The following is a 13,697-nucleotide window of genomic DNA, read 5'->3' on the forward strand; positions in this document are numbered from 1 at the left end:
GACCGCTCAGCAGCAGACCGGCTGGGTTCCCGAGAGGCCGTCCGGCGAGTTCGTACCGTGCGGCGTCGACACCCCGGCGGAGCTGTCGTCCGGAACGCGGCCGTTGTGCCTGGCTGGGACCGTGACGATGGAGATAACTGGGCTGATGCCGGTGCGGGGTTGAGCGAGACACACGTGACGGGTGATCGGTCGGGGCGCCCGCCGTCGTGGCTGACTTTCTGTGGCTGAGGCCAGAACCTCATGGCCATGGGCACGGCACGCACGTAAGGGCCCGCCCCTGCCAGGGCTGACGAGGAGGGGGAGCCTCGATCGGCCGTGCCCGGCAGGGACGGGAGTTGGGTAGGTCAGCGGGGTGCGGCTCCTGAGCGAGCGGGACGGGTCACGTCCGCCGCCAAGCCCGCCAGGGCCGGGTGATGATCTCCCGGTAGGTGTGGTGGAACGGGTTCTGGCCGCAGTGCCGCAGCACCCAGTTCTGCGGTTCGGCGAAGTCCTCGCTTGACGGTGAGGTCTCTCCGTCCACGGCGCACTGCATCGCGTACAGGACCGGCTCCGCGTCCGGTTCGCGGTCGGGCTGGAGAGTCCAGGTCTCGTACCGCAGGACCGAGCGAGGGGTCACCGTCCCCACCTCCGGTTGGCCACGGCCACCTTCGCGCTCAACTCCTCCGTCGGAGTCGGTGGGCGAACGTCCTCGGGCGGCACGTCCCACTCCAGGCCACCGCGTGGCGGTCGAAGCTGCACGTACGGCCCCACATGCCCCATCACCACGCCCACCTTGCCGCTCCGCCGGTCGACCACCAGGGCGCCGGTATCGGGCGAGACGGTGTGCCTGTAGGCATCAGGGGTGGGGGCCGTCATCGTGACCACCCCGGCGAGGCGGCGCGCGACCGGGCGTCCAGTCGCAGGGCGGGAACACATGGGGTGGCGCTCATTCGGCACGGTGACGCTCCTCGGCGGCGTTGATGCGTGCCCCTGGGCCTGTTGGTGCCGCAGGGTCGGCACCGATCCTCACGCCGGTCACTGGGACGAAGGAACCTCCACCAAACCCCACTTCGGGACGTCCTGCACCGTGTAAAACGTCCCTAGTGCCGTCCCGAGACGAAAGGGGAGACTCGTGCCGAACGAGAGACTACGAGCCGTCATGACGGCGGGAGGCTGGACGTACGCCGCACTCGCTCAGCAGGTCGAGGTCGACCCCAAGTCGGTCGAGCGCTGGGTGAACCTCGGGCGTATCCCACGCCGTGCCACCGCCCTCCAGGCGGCCAAAGCCCTGGGAGAAGACGTGCACGCACTCTGGCCGGCGCTCCGCCAGGCCCGCCCCGCCCGCGCCATCAGCCCCGAACTGGTGGCGCTCTACGAGCAGCGGGCCGACCTCCCCGTCTCGACGTTCACCGACCTGATGGCCCAGGCCCGGGAACGGATCGACATCCTCGTCTACGCGGCAGTCTTCCTCCACGAGGCTTACCCGCGGCTGAACGAACTCCTCACCGAACGCGCCGCCGAAGGCTGCACCGTCCGCATCGCGATCGGGGACCCCGACAGCGACAACGTCCAAGCCCGCGGCCAAGAGGAGCGGTTCGGCCACGGCATCGAATCCCGCTGCCGCCTCGCACTCATGCACTACAGACCGCTCGCCAGCACCCCGGGCATCGAAGTCCGCACCCACGAAACCACGCTCTACAACTCCCTCTACCGCGCCGACGACCAGCAACTCGTCAACGCCCACGTCTGGGGCGTCAACGCGTACGCCGCCCCCGTATGGCATCTTCGCCGACACGAGACAGGCGGCATGTTCGACACCTACGCCGAGAGCTTCGACGCCGTGTGGACGACAGCAGCCCCCGTACGAGAGGAAGGCTGACCGTGGCCCGCACCGAGTACTACGACGACCCCAACGCACCCAAGCCGAACAGCATGGTCGTCGCCGCCTCCACCGTCGTCACCGACGACCACGGACGCATCCTCCTCCAGCGCCGCCGCGACAACGACCTATGGGCCCTGCCCGGAGGCGGCATGGACCTCACCGACTCCCTGCCCGGCACAGCCGTCCGCGAAGTCAAAGAAGAGACCGGCCTGGACGTCGAGATCACCGGCCTGGTCGGCACCTACACCGACCCGAAACACATCATCGCCTACACCGACGGCGAGGTCCGCCGACAGTTCAACGTCTGCTTCACCGCCCGCATCACCGGCGGCCAACTGGCAATCTCCGATGAGTCAACCGAACTCCGGTTCGTACCGCCGGAAGAGATCGAGCAGCTGCCGATGCACCACACCCAACGACTCAGGCTCCAGCACTTCCTGGAACACCGCGAAAAGCCGTACCTGGGCTGAACCGGCTGACGGCAGTAGCCGACGGCAACAACCCCGCACAACCACGGACACCCACGCACTTCACCGGACCAGCAAACAGCGCTTGAACTGCGGAAAAGCAGGTGGAGCGGCGCCGCGTAGCACACGTACTATGTGCTGGCGGGCGAGACGCCGGTCCTGGTGCACAATTCGAATGGCCTGTGCGGAACCGCAGCGCTGGAAAATGGAGACTGGCAGCACATTGTGGATCGGCACCGGCCTGGCGGTGTGAAGATCGACGATAAAGCTGGAATCCTCACAGGCAAGGCTAAGCATGTTCGCGGGCGAATAGCGGAGACCGTCAATCGAGGGACACCAAGGCCGAACACTCCGGACCCTGAGACCGGTAGGCCCCGCGCCGGGCAGATATATGAATGGGACTTCGGTGTTCCTGTCGACAGGGCTGGTCCGGCAAATGGGGGTGGAGAGTTGACAAGCATCCGTGTCATCGTTAACGACGGTAAAGCCGTGACGGCGTTCCCGTTCTAGATGATTAGCGAAAAGTCGAGGAATCCGTGATTCACTTCTCTTTTGAGCCCCCGGGTCCTGGGTCGCCTTGGCGCGACACCTGGGACAAGGTGTGCCAGGTCAGCCCGTCAGCCGTCAGTGAGATGGACCTCTGTTACAAGTACTTCGGGGTACGTGCAGAGCTCGTGGTCGATGGGGTTGAGGTCATCTCTGGGCAGGGCTACCTGACCCTTGTGGACCTGGCCTTGTCCCTTCGTCATGCGTTGAATCGCCTTTCTTCAGGAGAGGATTCGGCGATCGGCTTCACAGAAAACGATGAAGTCATTCGGCTTCGGCGGGAGGGGGATCTCGTCGTGATTACGTCATCGAAGCATGAATGGCGAGTTCCCGTCGATCGCGAAGAGCTCGTGGATGCATTCGGTGAATTCCTGCGAGAGGCGTACTCTCGCCTGACCGGGTTCGCCCCCGGGCTGGCGGATAATCCAGCGATTCGGGGATTCTCTCCGGAGTAGGAGATCTCATTCCCAAGAGAATTAGGAGTGAATTGCGAAGGCCCCGCCGGAGTGCCTCCAGCGGGGCCTTCTCGCTGCTTGACGGCAACGCTGACGGCAACGTCAGCGGACGACGGCTGCGGCAGGTGGGTCGTCAGGGTCGTCGGCCTGGCCGCCCGAGAGCGTGGCCCAGGGCGTCGATGGCTTGGCGCTGGAGGCGGAGGTGTACGTGGGCGTAGACGCCGGCGGTGACGCCGATGTGGGCGTGGCCGAGCAGTTCCTTGATGACGACGAGGTCGACGCCCTGTTCCAGGAGCAGGGTCGAGGTCGAGTGTCGGAGGTCGTGGAAGCGGATACGGCGGAGCCCGGCCCAATTGAGGAGTCGGCCGAAGCGACGGGTGAGGTTGGCGGGGTCAAGGGGGCGGCCGGTCGGGGTAGTGAAGACGAGCCCGCTGTCTGCCCAGGCAGTCCCGGCGACTCGGCGTTCCTCCTGCTGACGCTCCCGGTGGTTCTTGAGGGAGTGGACGCACTCGGTGGGAAGGGCGATGCGGCGTTCGGAGGCGCGGGTCTTGGTGTGCAGGGTGGTCAGGCCGCCGGTGTGGGTGCGCTGGAGGGAGTGGTGAATGCTGGCCGTGCCGCCGTCGAGGTCAAGGTCTTCCCAGCGCAGGCCGAGGAGTTCGCCCTTGCGGAGACCGGTGCGCAGGGCGAGTTCGTACAGCGCGTGAAGCCGGTCGCCGCTGGTTGCCTCCAGGAACTGCCTTGCCTCGCTCGCGGTGAAGGGCTGGAAGCGCCGGGGGCGGGGCGCAGGGGTCTTGACGTTGCGGGCGACGTTGCGGTGCACGTCGTCTTCACGGACGGCGTGCTCCAGGGCGGACTTGAGGACTGAGTGGACGTAGGCCACGGTCAGCGGCGACAGGCCCTTGCCGCAGCACCGGCCGATGGCACAGCAGGAGCGCCGGTCGGTATCCCGTTCCTGGGCGCAGCACTGACAGGTGGTGCGGAGCCGGTCGAGAAAGGTACGCACGTCGCGGGCGGTGAGCCGGGCGAGCTTCTTCGTACCCAGGCCGGGAATGAGGTGAAGGCGGACGCAGGCGGCGTAGCGGGTGTGGGTGTTCTCCCGGATCTGGTGGACGGCGACGCTGTTGAGCCAGTACGTCAGGTAGTCGCTCACGGTGCTGTCGGCCGCAGCGACGGGCAGGCCCAGGTTGCTGGCAGCGACCTTCTCGGTGAGCTTGGCCAGGGCCTCCTTCCGGGTGGTGCCGTAGACGCGGACGCGGCGACGAGTGTTGCCGGCGGCGAGGACGTATCCGGCGGCTTCCCAGCGGCCGTCCTTGCGCTGGTAGACGGTTCCGTCGCCGTTCGCGCGGCTGCGGCGGGAGGCGGGGGCGTCGCGGGGTGTGGTCATCAGGCGGCTTCCTGTTCCAGGCGGGTGCGGATGAAGTCGGTGAAGGCGTGGGTGGGGATGCGGCGGGCGCGGCCGAGGGTGATGGAGGGGAGTTGCCGGGTGCGGATGTGGTCGTAGACGGCGCTGCGGCCGAGTTGGAGGCGTTCCATGACCTGGGGGACGGTGAGGAGTTCGGTGCCGGTGGTCACGCGAGGGCCCCCGTCCGGACAGTGCTGGTCAGCCGATGAGTGGCGTGGCCGACCGGGTGACCGGCGGACTGACCGGCGCGGTCACCTGGGCGCTCCGAGTGGCGGGTTCGGGTCGGTTGCCCGGTCCGGGTCTGCAGTAGGTCGGCAAGGTGTTCGAGTTCGGGCAGGAGGCCGGTTCCGGCGTACTGCCAGTGGGAGATGACCAGCGTCGTGTCCGAGTCCACGCGCTGACCGTCGATGTTGCGGTGACCGGGACGGTGACCGGCGGCCAGGTCAGTGAGGTGTCCGGCGTCGTCGCTGACCTGACTGCCGTCCGTCTGGCCGGTCTGCGTCTCAGCCGACGCCGGGGTTGGGGTCTGGGTGTCGGGTCGGTCGGTTCGCCAGGCGGTGCGTTCGGTGCGGGTGGCGGCGGCGCGGACGGCGGGGTCGAGGAGCCCGGTGGTGGCCCAGGCGGGCGGGGTGCTGCCGGGGCCGGTGGGTCCGTCGAGGCGGATGACGGCGTGGAAGTAGACCTGGCCCCGTTTCTGGTACTCGGCGACCTTGGCGTAGGAGAGCGTGGCGTGGTCCCGCAGGGTCCATTGCGTGAGCCCGGGGGCCTTGGCGATCTCGGCGCAGGTGGGTGGTGAAGCGTGCCCACAGGGCAGGGGCGTGCGTGTTCCACAGCACCGCGCCCGCGTAGTCGTAGCGGTCGGGGTCGAGCGGGGTGCCGAGGAGCGGGTCGTCGTCGGCGTGCTGGGCGCCGCAGTGGCAGCGGCCGGTGTCGGGCTGGTTGTGGACGGGGCCGAAGCGGGGGCGGTGAGGGTGGCGAACACGCGCGGGTGCACGGCGACGCTGGTGGGGACGGTCTTGCCGCCGCGAAGGCCAGCGGCGATGAGTTGGTAGGTGTCGTAGCGGTAGACGGTGGAGCAGGCCGGGCAGCGGGTGGCGCGGCGGTTGCCGCAGCGGACCAGCAGTTCGCCTGCCGGGAGCCGGCCGGAGTCGAAGTGGTCGAGGACCTCACCGGTAACGGCGTCCAGGCGCGTACGGTGCCCGGTCAGGCGGATCGGGTGCGCGCAGCCGCCGAGTCCGGTTATCTGCCGTGCGAGGGGCGCGAGCTGGCCGGTGGCGGCGACCACGCATCCAGCGCCTGCTGAGCCGCCTCAACGCTCTCGAACGGACCACAATCGTCCAGGAGTTCACGCCGCAGGGTCTGATGGAACCGCTCCACCTTGCCCGTCGTGGTCGGCGACGCCGGCTGGGTCAGCCGGTGCGCGATCCCGTTCTCCCGGCAGATCCGGTCGAACAGCACCTCACCACCCTGCCCGAACCGGTCGGTGAACTGCTTGCCGTTGTCCGTCAGCACCTCCTCCGGCACCCCGAACCTCTGCATCGCTCGGGCGAACGCCGCACACACCGCCCGCCCGGTCGCGCGCTCCACCACCGACGCGATCACGCAATACCGGGAATGGTCATCCACACCCGTCACGACCTTGGCCTCAGTCAACTCCCCGGTCACCGGGTCGACCAGCATCACCCCGCCGACGATGTCCATCTGCCACAACTGCATCGGCCGGTCACGCTGCCAGCGCTTGTAATCCGACCGCTTCCGCCGCCGCACCCCCGGCTCCACCAGACCGTGACGGACCAGGATCCGATACACGGTCATCCGTGACTGCAGCGGGCTCACCGCCCCGGACCGCTCCAGCGCATGAGCGATCCGCCGCGGACCCCAGCGAGGGTGCTTGCGCCGCAGCTCGCACACGGCCGTCTCCACCTCGGCGGAGGCCTGATGCGGACACGAGGCCGGCCTGCGTGACCGGTCCGCCAGCCCCGCCAGGCCCGAGGCGGCATACCTCGACTTCCACCCGCTCACCGTCTGCCGCGACACCCCCAGCGACGCAGCGATCTCCGTCACCGTCGCGCCCGCCAGCACCGCGAGCACAGCCCGGTATCTCTGCTCGACAACCGACAACTCCACCAGAGCCAATCCCGGCCTCCTGCCACACACCACAACGACGTGCACAGAAAAGCCGATCACGGCCACCGTCAACCATCAGCTGGGATCGAAGTGTCAAGCATCTCCCGGGACCGGACACCCGGCCGCCCGGCGTGTGCGTTCAGATTTTCTGTACGAGGTTCAAGGCGGCGTCCAGCCGTCTGAACTGGCCGAACATCGCCGACCGACCCGCCGTCGGGCGAGTAGCCGACGCCCGACCGAGGTGCTGACGGACGGCCGGACCCGGGCGCGAGCGAGACTTAACTTGGTTCTGCCGGAGCAGAGTTGGGGGCGTTGGAACCCTCGCGCTTCGCACAGCAAGTTGTCACCTACGACCGTCCTACGGCCGGATCGCAGGCACAGGGCCGACCAGGGGGTCGACCCTTCACGTCCATCGCCAGGCTCACCGAGGGCGGTGGCCGACGTCGCCTCCGGCGGGGAGCGCGCGAAGCTCCCGGCGCGGCCCACGGACGCGCGTCGGGCCTTGAGCGACGACCGACTCAGGATCCGTCGACGTTTGGTGACCGAGCTGACCAGAACCTGGCTCCCGGCGGGGCAAGCCGTCCGGGCGGACGCGCTGATGCAGCAGGACCAACTGCCTGCCCCGTTCGTTGGCCCGGTTCAGGGCCTCTGCCTGTACCCGACCACATCCCCAGGCAGGCCATCGGCCCGAGATCCTGCTGGCACCTGCGAGGACCGGCACACGCACGTTCGGAGATGGGCTGTGGGGTGAAGTCCGGTGTCGGCGCGGGGCAGCCCCCGTATGCTGGCCTTGGTAGCTGTATCCCATTCCGTGGAGGTCCCGATGAGCGCACCCGACGCGGAGTACTCCGGCTACCCGCCGCTTCGGCCCCGTGTTTCGGTCGAGGAACTGCTGGCCGCGAAGAACACCCAGCCGATCCGGTCCCTGGACGACCTCGCCGCCGACACCTTTGAGTCGGACGAGGAACTGGAGGCGTTCCTGGCCTTCACGTACGCCGAGCGTCACCGCGACGTCGCCTGAGCCGCCGCCGTGCAACCCGTCATCCTCGACACCGACGTCGCCTCGCTGTCCCACAAGCGCAAGCTCACCGGTCCGCTCGCCACCAGGCTGATCGGCCGCAAGCCGTTGATCACCTTCGTGACCTTCGGTGAACTGACCAAGTGGACCGAGATCCGTCACTGGGGCACGCGCAGCCGCCAGGAACTCGCCGACTGGCTCTCTGGCATCCCGATCCTGCCTGGCGACGAAGCCGTGGCCGCGACCTGGGGCCGCCTGTCAGCCGCGGGCATCCAGCGCGGACGGCCACGCCCGATCAACGACATGTGGATCGCGGCCTGTGCCCTCACCTACGACCTGCCGCTGGCTACGCTCAACCTCAAGGACTACGAGGACTTCCAAGCCCACCACGGTCTGCGCATCCTCGGCACGGAGTAGCCGCCGACGCAGCCGGACCGGGCTCCCCGGCGAGGGGCAGCGGCCCGTGACCAGGCTGACCAGAAACGGGCTGTCGGCGCATCGCCTCCGACAGGGAGCGAAGCTGGCTCCTCCGAGCGGCGAACCCGCCCCGGCCCGCACTGTCGGACGGCCGAGCCGCCGCGAGGCCCCAGCCCTGCCTGAGGGGGCAAGACCCTTGACGGCAGTAGCGACGGCAACAACCACGAACAACCCCGGCCGACTCCGTACCTCAGCGGACCGACGAATATCACTTGACCTGCGAAAACGCAGGTAGAGAGAGATCGCGTAGCACACGTACTATGTGCTGGCGGGTTCGACGCCGGTGCTCGTTCATAATTCCAGCGGCTGCCTCACGATGTCCTCCGTGATCAGCGAAGATTCAGCGCTGGTGAAGGCTGCGCAGCAGGCAGGGAAGAATCAGAAGGTTCAGGCGGATCTGGATAGCCTGTTCCAGCAACTGTCTCGCGGAAATATGAATCCGGGACTTGGGAGCAAGGCTTTGGCTGGAACGGATGTCACCTATGGGCGAGGAAGGAACGGTGGTCGCTTGTTCTTCCGGAACGTCGATGGCGGGATTCAGATCGTTGGCAAATCCGACAAGGCGAACGAGTCCAAGGTGATTGCGAGGCTGAACCAGCTCTATGGCCAGTGACCCTCTCTACCGCGTAGAGAACCAGCAGTTCAGTGCGCTCTTCATGCTGGGTGCGGAGGACGACAAGGAAACCGTCGAGAACGTCGACGCAGAACTCTGTCTGCCGGACGGGACGCGATGGAGCGCCACATTCATGACGCTGCGTGCAATCGATCAGGTGATGAATCGCTGGCGGGAGACTGGAGAATGCTCCGGAGGGTCATATTTCCAGTGCCCCGATCTCGTGATCATTCCGAAGGGTGGCCTGGCGGCGATGCTGGATTCCTTTAAGGGCATCATCGAATCAGGTGGGCCTGAAGGAGTTTTGCAATTCCTGGGCGAAAGCTAACTCGCCCATAGGTGCTCTCGCAGAGTGAAACAGGATGCCCCTTTCCCGGGTGATGGTGAAAGGGGCATCCTGGCGTTTGACGGCAACGGTGACGGCAACGTCAGCGGACGACGGCTGCGGTGGGTGGGGCGTCAGGGCCGTCATCGGTGGGGCTGAGCGCGTCGCCGAGGGTGTCGATGGCCTGGCGCTGGAGGCGGATTCGGACGTGGGCGTAGACGCCGGCGGTGACGCCGATGTGGGCGTGGCCGAGGAGTTCCTTGATGACGACGAGGTCGACGCCCTGTTCCAGGAGCAGGGTTGCGGTCGAGTGCCGGAGGTCGTGGAAGCGGATGGTCCGGAGTTCTGCGACGTGGAGGAGGCGGCGGAAGCGGCGGGTGAGGTTGGTGGGGTCGAGCGGTTTGCCCTTCGGGGTGGTGAAGACGAGGTCGCTGTCCGTCCAGCCCGTTCCGGCGGCCTGGCGCTCTTCCCGCTGCCTTTCCTGGTGGATCTTGAGGGAGTTGATGCATTCGGTGGGGAGGGCGATACGTCGTTCGGATGCTCGGGTCTTGGTGGGTAGATGGGTGAGGCTGCGCTGGGCGCTGGTGTCGGTGCGCCCATCCAGCTCGGTGCGGAGTTCGTGGATGACCTGGGCATAGACGGCGACGCGCTCGCGGAGCCGGTCGTTGTCCTCCCGCAGGGCCTGGGCGGCGGCTTCGGCGTCGATGGCGCGGGCGTGCAGATGCTGGAACGCGGGTGGGCTGCCGTTTGCTTCGGACTTTCGGCGGACGAATTCCTCTTTGAGGTCAACGGGCTTGTGCGTGAGGACCCAGCGCTTGACGCCTGCCTCGGCTGAAGCTTTCCCGTGTTTGTCGAAGGCCGTGGGCCTTCCTCGCCGACTGCGCCGACGTCACCCTCGGCGTCGGCTCGCTCGACGTCCTCGGCCCCGTCCGCGCGGTCGGCCGGCGGGGTGCGAGGCGACTCACCCCGACATCTGTGGCGCGCCTGTGGAGCCTGCATCTGCCGTACACCCGTCGGGCCTACTCGCGTCGCGGGGACGGCCTACGCGTGTCGTACACCTACGGCACCCCCAGCGCCCGCAGCACCCCTGCCGTCACCGCCGCCCCCAGTACCACCACCGCGAACGGCGCCCGCCGCCACGCCAGTACGCCGCCCACCAGCACCCCGGCGGGCCGGGCCCAGCCGGCGAAGCCGCCCGACTCGGTCAGGGCACCCGTGGCGAGCAGGGCCACCAGCAGCACCACGGCCGCGGCGGCCAGCAGCTCCCGGGCCCGGACGGGGATCTCGACCCGGCCGTGCAGCAGCGGCCCGGTGAGCCGGAAGGCGTACGTCCCCACCGCAAGGACGAGCATCGCCACGACGACCCCGCTCATGCCGCCGCCCTCCCGCCCGCCGGGGCCCGCCGGGCGAGCAGCCCGGTCAGCGCGAGGAGTACGGGTACTCCCGTAGGGGTCACCGGAGTCGCCGCCAGTGCCACCAGGGCCCCGAGCAGCGCGGCCCGGCGTACCGGCGGCTGCTCGCGCAGGGCGGGCAGGACCAGCGCGGCGAGTACGGCGGGGAAGGCGGCGTCGAGGCCGTACGCGGCGGTGTCGCCCAGGGCGGAACCGGCCAGCGCGCCCACGAGGACGCACACGTTCCAGGTGGTGAAGAGGCCGAGCCCGGAGACCCAGAACGCGACCCGGCGGCGTGCCGGGTCCCGCTGGGCCAGGGCGAAGGCCACCGTCTCGTCGGTGACCAGGTGCGCGCCCACCAGCCGGGCGAGCCTGCCCCGGCCCAGGACGTCGGCGACCGCCAGGCTGAACGCGGCCGTCCGGGTGTTGAGCAGCAGCCCCGTGGCCGCCGCCGCGAACGGGCCGCCCCCGGCCAGCAGGATCCCCACCGCGCTGAACTGCGCCGCCCCCGCGTACACCACGAGCGACATCACCACCGGTACCCACACCGGCAATCCGCCCGCCACCGAGATCGCCCCGAAGGAGACCCCGACGACACCGCCGGCCAGACACACCAGGGCGATGTCCCGGAACAGCCCGGAGCCGTGGACGCCGAGGACGTCCGGAGGCCATGTACGAGACGACCGCGGCCCGCGGGCCGTTCGGAGAAGCGAACGCATGTTTTCTACAATGAACAGCAGCCGTCCTGTTCGTCAAGGCGAACGATCGTACTTCTGGAGCGAACGACATGGCCGACACAGCGCCCGAGCACGCAGCCGGAGGGGCGGGGAACGACGGGAAGCCCCCGGCGCGCCTCCCGCTCGACTGGATCGCCGCCTCCCTCCGCCGGGAGCGCGCACGTGCCGGCCTCTCCCTCTCCGAGCTGGCCAAACGCGCCGGAATCGCCAAGTCCACCCTGTCCCAGCTGGAGGCGGCGAGCGGCAATCCGAGCATGGAGACGCTCTGGGCGCTGGGCGTGGCGCTCGGGGTGCCGTTCAGTGCGCTGATCGAGCCGCCGGTGCCGGCGGTGCAGGTCATCCGGGCGGGGGAGGGGCCCACGGTCCACTCCGAGCACTCCAGTTACGCGGCGGTCCTGCTCTCCGCGAGCCCGCCGGGCGCGCGCCGCGACATCTACCGCACGCGGCTGGAACCGGGGTCGGTACGGGAGTCGGAGCCGCACATCCCGGGCACGGTCGAGCACCTCACCGTGAGCACGGGCCGGGTCAAGGCGGGCCCGAGGGGCGAGGAGGTCGAGCTGGGGCCCGGTGACTACATGGCGTTCCGGGGCGATGTGCCGCACTCGTACGAGGCGCTGGCGCCGGGAACGTCGTTCGTGCTCGTCATGCAGCACATCTGATCAAGGGTGAAAAGGGCGAAAAGGGCGGAAAAAGGCAGGAGTCCCGTTGCCGTGCGGCGCGGGACTCCTTGGGTACTGCTTTCAGGTCCGGATCAGAGACTGGAACGGTCTCAGATGGCGGTGACGTTCTCCGCCTGGGGGCCCTTCGGACCCTGGGTCACGTCGAAGGAGACCTGCTGGTTCTCCTCAAGCGAACGGAACCCGTTGGCGTTGATCGCGGAGTAGTGAACGAAGACGTCGGGGCCGCCGCCTTCCTGGGCGATGAAACCAAAGCCCTTTTCGGCGTTGAACCACTTAACGGTTCCGGTAGCCATAAGCCCTCCTTGGGCCCAAAAGGGTCGCCCTGCTCCAGAACCTGCAAGTGTGAAACAGTGCCGCACAACTGCATACGTCTGAAAACGACTAGAGCCCGCGGTTACATGCTCCGCAGGCTCTGTACTGCAAGGGAAACCAAACTGCAACTTGCGGCGAGCCTAGCACGGGGGCAGCCGAATGCAATAGAGGTCAAGATCACGTCACCCGGATGTTTGAGTGATCGTTGCGCCGGATTGACGATCGTTGCGCCGATCGTGTCACGGACCTCGCTCGGGACCCCGGACCCCGGACCGTACCTCATGAGGTCTAGTCTCGCGATGTGGACAATTCTCGCACCCGGCCGCGCGTAGGCCACATCCAGTTCCTGAACTGCCTGCCCCTGTACTGGGGGCTCGCGAGAACGGGCACGCTCCTCGACTTCGAGCTGACCAAGGACACGCCGGAGAAGCTCAGCGAGCAGCTGGTGCGCGGCGATCTCGACATCGGCCCCATCACCCTCGTCGAGTTCCTGCGCAACGCCGATGACCTGGTCGCCTTCCCAGACATCGCGGTCGGCTGCGACGGGCCGGTGATGTCCTGCGTCATCGTCTCGCAGGTCCCCCTCGAACGCCTGGACGGGGCCCGCGTCGCCCTCGGCTCCACCTCGCGCACCTCCGTGCGCCTCGCCCAGCTGCTGCTGGCCGAGAGCGTCGGCGTGCAGCCGTCGTACTACACCTGCCCGCCCGACCTCTCGCTGATGATGCAGGAGGCGGAGGCGGCCGTACTGATCGGCGACGCGGCGCTGCGGGCCAACCTGCTCGACGGGCCGGCGTACGGCCTGGAGGTGCACGACCTGGGTGCCATGTGGAAGGCGTGGACGGGGCTGCCCTTCGTCTTCGCGGTGTGGGCGGCGCGCCGGGACTACCTGGAGCGGAACCCACGGGTCACCCGGCAGGTCCACGAGGCGTTCCTGGCCTCCCGCGACCTGTCCCTGGTCGAGGTCGCCAAGGTCGCGGAGCAGGCCGCGCGCTGGGAGGCCTTCGACGAGCGGGTCCTTGAGCGCTACTTCACCACCCTCGACTTCCGCTTCGGCGAACCGCAGCTGCGGGCGGTCGCCGAGTTCGCCCGCCGCGTCGGCCCCACGACGGGATTTCCGGCGGACGTGAAGGTGGATCTCCTTTCCTGAACATTTCCTCCGCCGCTCACCGCGGCGTCCCCGGAAATTCGTTTGACGAATTCCGGGGTCTGTGGCATCGGCGGCCGGCGTTCGCATTCCCATTCGGGCGTACGGCACTACGCTGCTGGGGAGTCGTGGAGAGGACGTA

Annotated in this window: 17 protein-coding genes and 3 pseudogenes; 10 read left to right on the forward strand and 10 right to left on the reverse strand. The window is 68.3% G+C overall.

Annotation, left to right across the window (positions count from 1 at the left end):
• Positions 1 to 379 precede the first annotated feature (379 nt).
• Complete coding sequence (locus AC067N_RS25040; protein ID WP_478681121.1) at positions 380 to 625, reverse strand: DUF7848 domain-containing protein; 246 nt, start codon at positions 623 to 625, stop codon at positions 380 to 382.
• Entirely contained in the window at positions 613 to 864 is a 252-nt protein-coding gene (locus AC067N_RS25045; protein ID WP_478681225.1) for a hypothetical protein, read from the reverse strand. The genes AC067N_RS25040 and AC067N_RS25045 overlap by 13 nt, the downstream gene beginning before the upstream one ends.
• A 274-nt stretch (positions 865 to 1,138) precedes the next feature.
• On the opposite strand from AC067N_RS25045, the gene AC067N_RS25050 reads away from it, so the two are divergent.
• From AC067N_RS25050 to AC067N_RS25060, 3 genes are all read left to right on the forward strand, one after another.
• Positions 1,139 to 1,858, forward strand: coding sequence for an XRE family transcriptional regulator (locus AC067N_RS25050; RefSeq protein WP_478681226.1), 720 nt, complete (start codon positions 1,139 to 1,141; stop codon positions 1,856 to 1,858).
• Positions 1,859 to 1,860: 2 nt separating this feature from the next.
• Entirely contained in the window at positions 1,861 to 2,331 is a 471-nt protein-coding gene (locus AC067N_RS25055; RefSeq protein ID WP_478681122.1) for an NUDIX domain-containing protein, read from the forward strand.
• A gap of 533 nt (positions 2,332 to 2,864) precedes the next feature.
• Positions 2,865 to 3,329 carry a hypothetical protein gene (locus AC067N_RS25060; protein ID WP_478681123.1) on the forward strand — a complete coding sequence of 155 codons (465 nt, stop codon included), beginning with the start codon at positions 2,865 to 2,867 and terminating at the stop codon, positions 3,327 to 3,329.
• A 133-nt stretch (positions 3,330 to 3,462) separates the two neighbouring features.
• On the opposite strand, the gene AC067N_RS25065 is transcribed toward AC067N_RS25060, so the two are convergent.
• The 4 genes and pseudogenes from AC067N_RS25065 to AC067N_RS25080 all read right to left on the reverse strand — a co-directional run.
• Positions 3,463 to 4,713, reverse strand: a complete 1,251-nt coding sequence (locus AC067N_RS25065; RefSeq protein WP_478681124.1) for a tyrosine-type recombinase/integrase — start codon at positions 4,711 to 4,713, stop codon at positions 3,463 to 3,465.
• Complete coding sequence (locus tag AC067N_RS25070) at positions 4,713 to 4,901, reverse strand: helix-turn-helix domain-containing protein (RefSeq protein WP_478681125.1); 189 nt, start codon at positions 4,899 to 4,901, stop codon at positions 4,713 to 4,715. The genes AC067N_RS25065 and AC067N_RS25070 overlap by 1 nt, the downstream gene beginning before the upstream one ends.
• Positions 4,898 to 6,016: pseudogene (locus tag AC067N_RS25075) on the reverse strand (replication initiator). Before AC067N_RS25075 ends, AC067N_RS25070 begins: the two are co-directional and overlap by 4 nt.
• A pseudogene (locus AC067N_RS25080) lies at positions 5,977 to 6,852 on the reverse strand (IS481 family transposase); the annotation flags it as partial. The pseudogenes AC067N_RS25080 and AC067N_RS25075, both read right to left, overlap by 40 nt.
• 829 nt (positions 6,853 to 7,681) lie before the next feature.
• Between AC067N_RS25080 and AC067N_RS25085 the strand changes: the two are divergent.
• The 4 genes from AC067N_RS25085 (at position 7,682) to AC067N_RS25100 (ending at position 9,294) form a co-directional block, all read left to right on the forward strand.
• Positions 7,682 to 7,879, forward strand: coding sequence for a hypothetical protein (locus AC067N_RS25085; protein ID WP_478681126.1), 198 nt, complete (start codon positions 7,682 to 7,684; stop codon positions 7,877 to 7,879).
• Positions 7,880 to 7,888: 9 nt separating this feature from the next.
• Positions 7,889 to 8,293 (forward strand): type II toxin-antitoxin system VapC family toxin, encoded by a 405-nt coding sequence (locus AC067N_RS25090; protein ID WP_067249461.1) that lies wholly within the window; start codon positions 7,889 to 7,891, stop codon positions 8,291 to 8,293.
• Between the two features lie 385 nt (positions 8,294 to 8,678).
• The gene (locus tag AC067N_RS25095; RefSeq protein WP_478681127.1) at positions 8,679 to 8,966 is read left to right on the forward strand and encodes a hypothetical protein; all 288 of its coding nucleotides are present in this window, start codon (positions 8,679 to 8,681) and stop codon (positions 8,964 to 8,966) included.
• Positions 8,956 to 9,294 carry a hypothetical protein gene (locus tag AC067N_RS25100; RefSeq protein ID WP_478681128.1) on the forward strand — a complete coding sequence of 113 codons (339 nt, stop codon included), beginning with the start codon at positions 8,956 to 8,958 and terminating at the stop codon, positions 9,292 to 9,294. The genes AC067N_RS25095 and AC067N_RS25100 overlap by 11 nt, the downstream gene beginning before the upstream one ends.
• 100 nt (positions 9,295 to 9,394) lie before the next feature.
• Here AC067N_RS25100 and AC067N_RS25105 read toward each other — a convergent pair.
• A pseudogene (locus tag AC067N_RS25105) lies at positions 9,395 to 9,886 on the reverse strand (tyrosine-type recombinase/integrase); the annotation flags it as partial.
• Here AC067N_RS25105 and AC067N_RS25110 point away from each other — a divergent pair.
• Entirely contained in the window at positions 9,851 to 10,126 is a 276-nt protein-coding gene (locus AC067N_RS25110) for a hypothetical protein (RefSeq protein WP_478681129.1), read from the forward strand. The pseudogene AC067N_RS25105 and the gene AC067N_RS25110 overlap by 36 nt on opposite strands.
• A gap of 223 nt (positions 10,127 to 10,349) precedes the next feature.
• Here AC067N_RS25110 and AC067N_RS25115 read toward each other — a convergent pair whose 3' ends face one another.
• Positions 10,350 to 10,664 (reverse strand): AzlD domain-containing protein, encoded by a 315-nt coding sequence (locus tag AC067N_RS25115; RefSeq protein WP_478681130.1) that lies wholly within the window; start codon positions 10,662 to 10,664, stop codon positions 10,350 to 10,352.
• Complete coding sequence (locus AC067N_RS25120; protein ID WP_478681131.1) at positions 10,661 to 11,401, reverse strand: AzlC family ABC transporter permease; 741 nt, start codon at positions 11,399 to 11,401, stop codon at positions 10,661 to 10,663. The genes AC067N_RS25115 and AC067N_RS25120 overlap by 4 nt, the downstream gene beginning before the upstream one ends.
• Before the next feature lie 68 nt (positions 11,402 to 11,469).
• On the opposite strand from AC067N_RS25120, the gene AC067N_RS25125 reads away from it, so the two are divergent.
• Positions 11,470 to 12,078 carry a helix-turn-helix domain-containing protein gene (locus AC067N_RS25125; RefSeq protein ID WP_478681132.1) on the forward strand — a complete coding sequence of 203 codons (609 nt, stop codon included), beginning with the start codon at positions 11,470 to 11,472 and terminating at the stop codon, positions 12,076 to 12,078.
• Between the two features lie 110 nt (positions 12,079 to 12,188).
• Here AC067N_RS25125 and AC067N_RS25130 read toward each other — a convergent pair whose 3' ends face one another.
• Positions 12,189 to 12,392, reverse strand: a complete 204-nt coding sequence (locus tag AC067N_RS25130; protein ID WP_043442843.1) for a cold-shock protein — start codon at positions 12,390 to 12,392, stop codon at positions 12,189 to 12,191.
• Positions 12,393 to 12,712: 320 nt separating this feature from the next.
• Between AC067N_RS25130 and AC067N_RS25135 the strand changes: the two genes are divergently transcribed.
• Positions 12,713 to 13,558 carry a menaquinone biosynthetic enzyme MqnA/MqnD family protein gene (locus tag AC067N_RS25135; protein WP_478681133.1) on the forward strand — a complete coding sequence of 282 codons (846 nt, stop codon included), beginning with the start codon at positions 12,713 to 12,715 and terminating at the stop codon, positions 13,556 to 13,558.
• The last annotated feature ends 139 nt before the right edge of the window (positions 13,559 to 13,697 follow it).

This window comes from Streptomyces sp. NPDC042364 (genome assembly GCF_056437585.1).

Bases quoted from the DNA above. Each gene is read 5' to 3' on its own strand.
- AC067N_RS25085 (WP_478681126.1), top strand. From the start codon at position 7,682: ATGAGCGCACCCGACGCGGAGTACTCCGGCTACCCGCCGCTTCGGCCC.
- AC067N_RS25065 (WP_478681124.1), bottom strand. From the start codon at position 4,713: ATGACCACACCCCGCGACGCCCCCGCCTCCCGCCGCAGCCGCGCGAAC.
- AC067N_RS25125 (WP_478681132.1), top strand. From the start codon at position 11,470: ATGGCCGACACAGCGCCCGAGCACGCAGCCGGAGGGGCGGGGAACGAC.
- AC067N_RS25120 (WP_478681131.1), bottom strand. From the start codon at position 11,401: ATGCGTTCGCTTCTCCGAACGGCCCGCGGGCCGCGGTCGTCTCGTACA.
- AC067N_RS25115 (WP_478681130.1), bottom strand. From the start codon at position 10,664: ATGAGCGGGGTCGTCGTGGCGATGCTCGTCCTTGCGGTGGGGACGTAC.
- AC067N_RS25050 (WP_478681226.1), top strand. From the start codon at position 1,139: ATGACGGCGGGAGGCTGGACGTACGCCGCACTCGCTCAGCAGGTCGAG.
- AC067N_RS25100 (WP_478681128.1), top strand. From the start codon at position 8,956: ATGGCCAGTGACCCTCTCTACCGCGTAGAGAACCAGCAGTTCAGTGCG.
- AC067N_RS25110 (WP_478681129.1), top strand. From the start codon at position 9,851: ATGGGTGAGGCTGCGCTGGGCGCTGGTGTCGGTGCGCCCATCCAGCTC.
- AC067N_RS25130 (WP_043442843.1), bottom strand. From the start codon at position 12,392: ATGGCTACCGGAACCGTTAAGTGGTTCAACGCCGAAAAGGGCTTTGGT.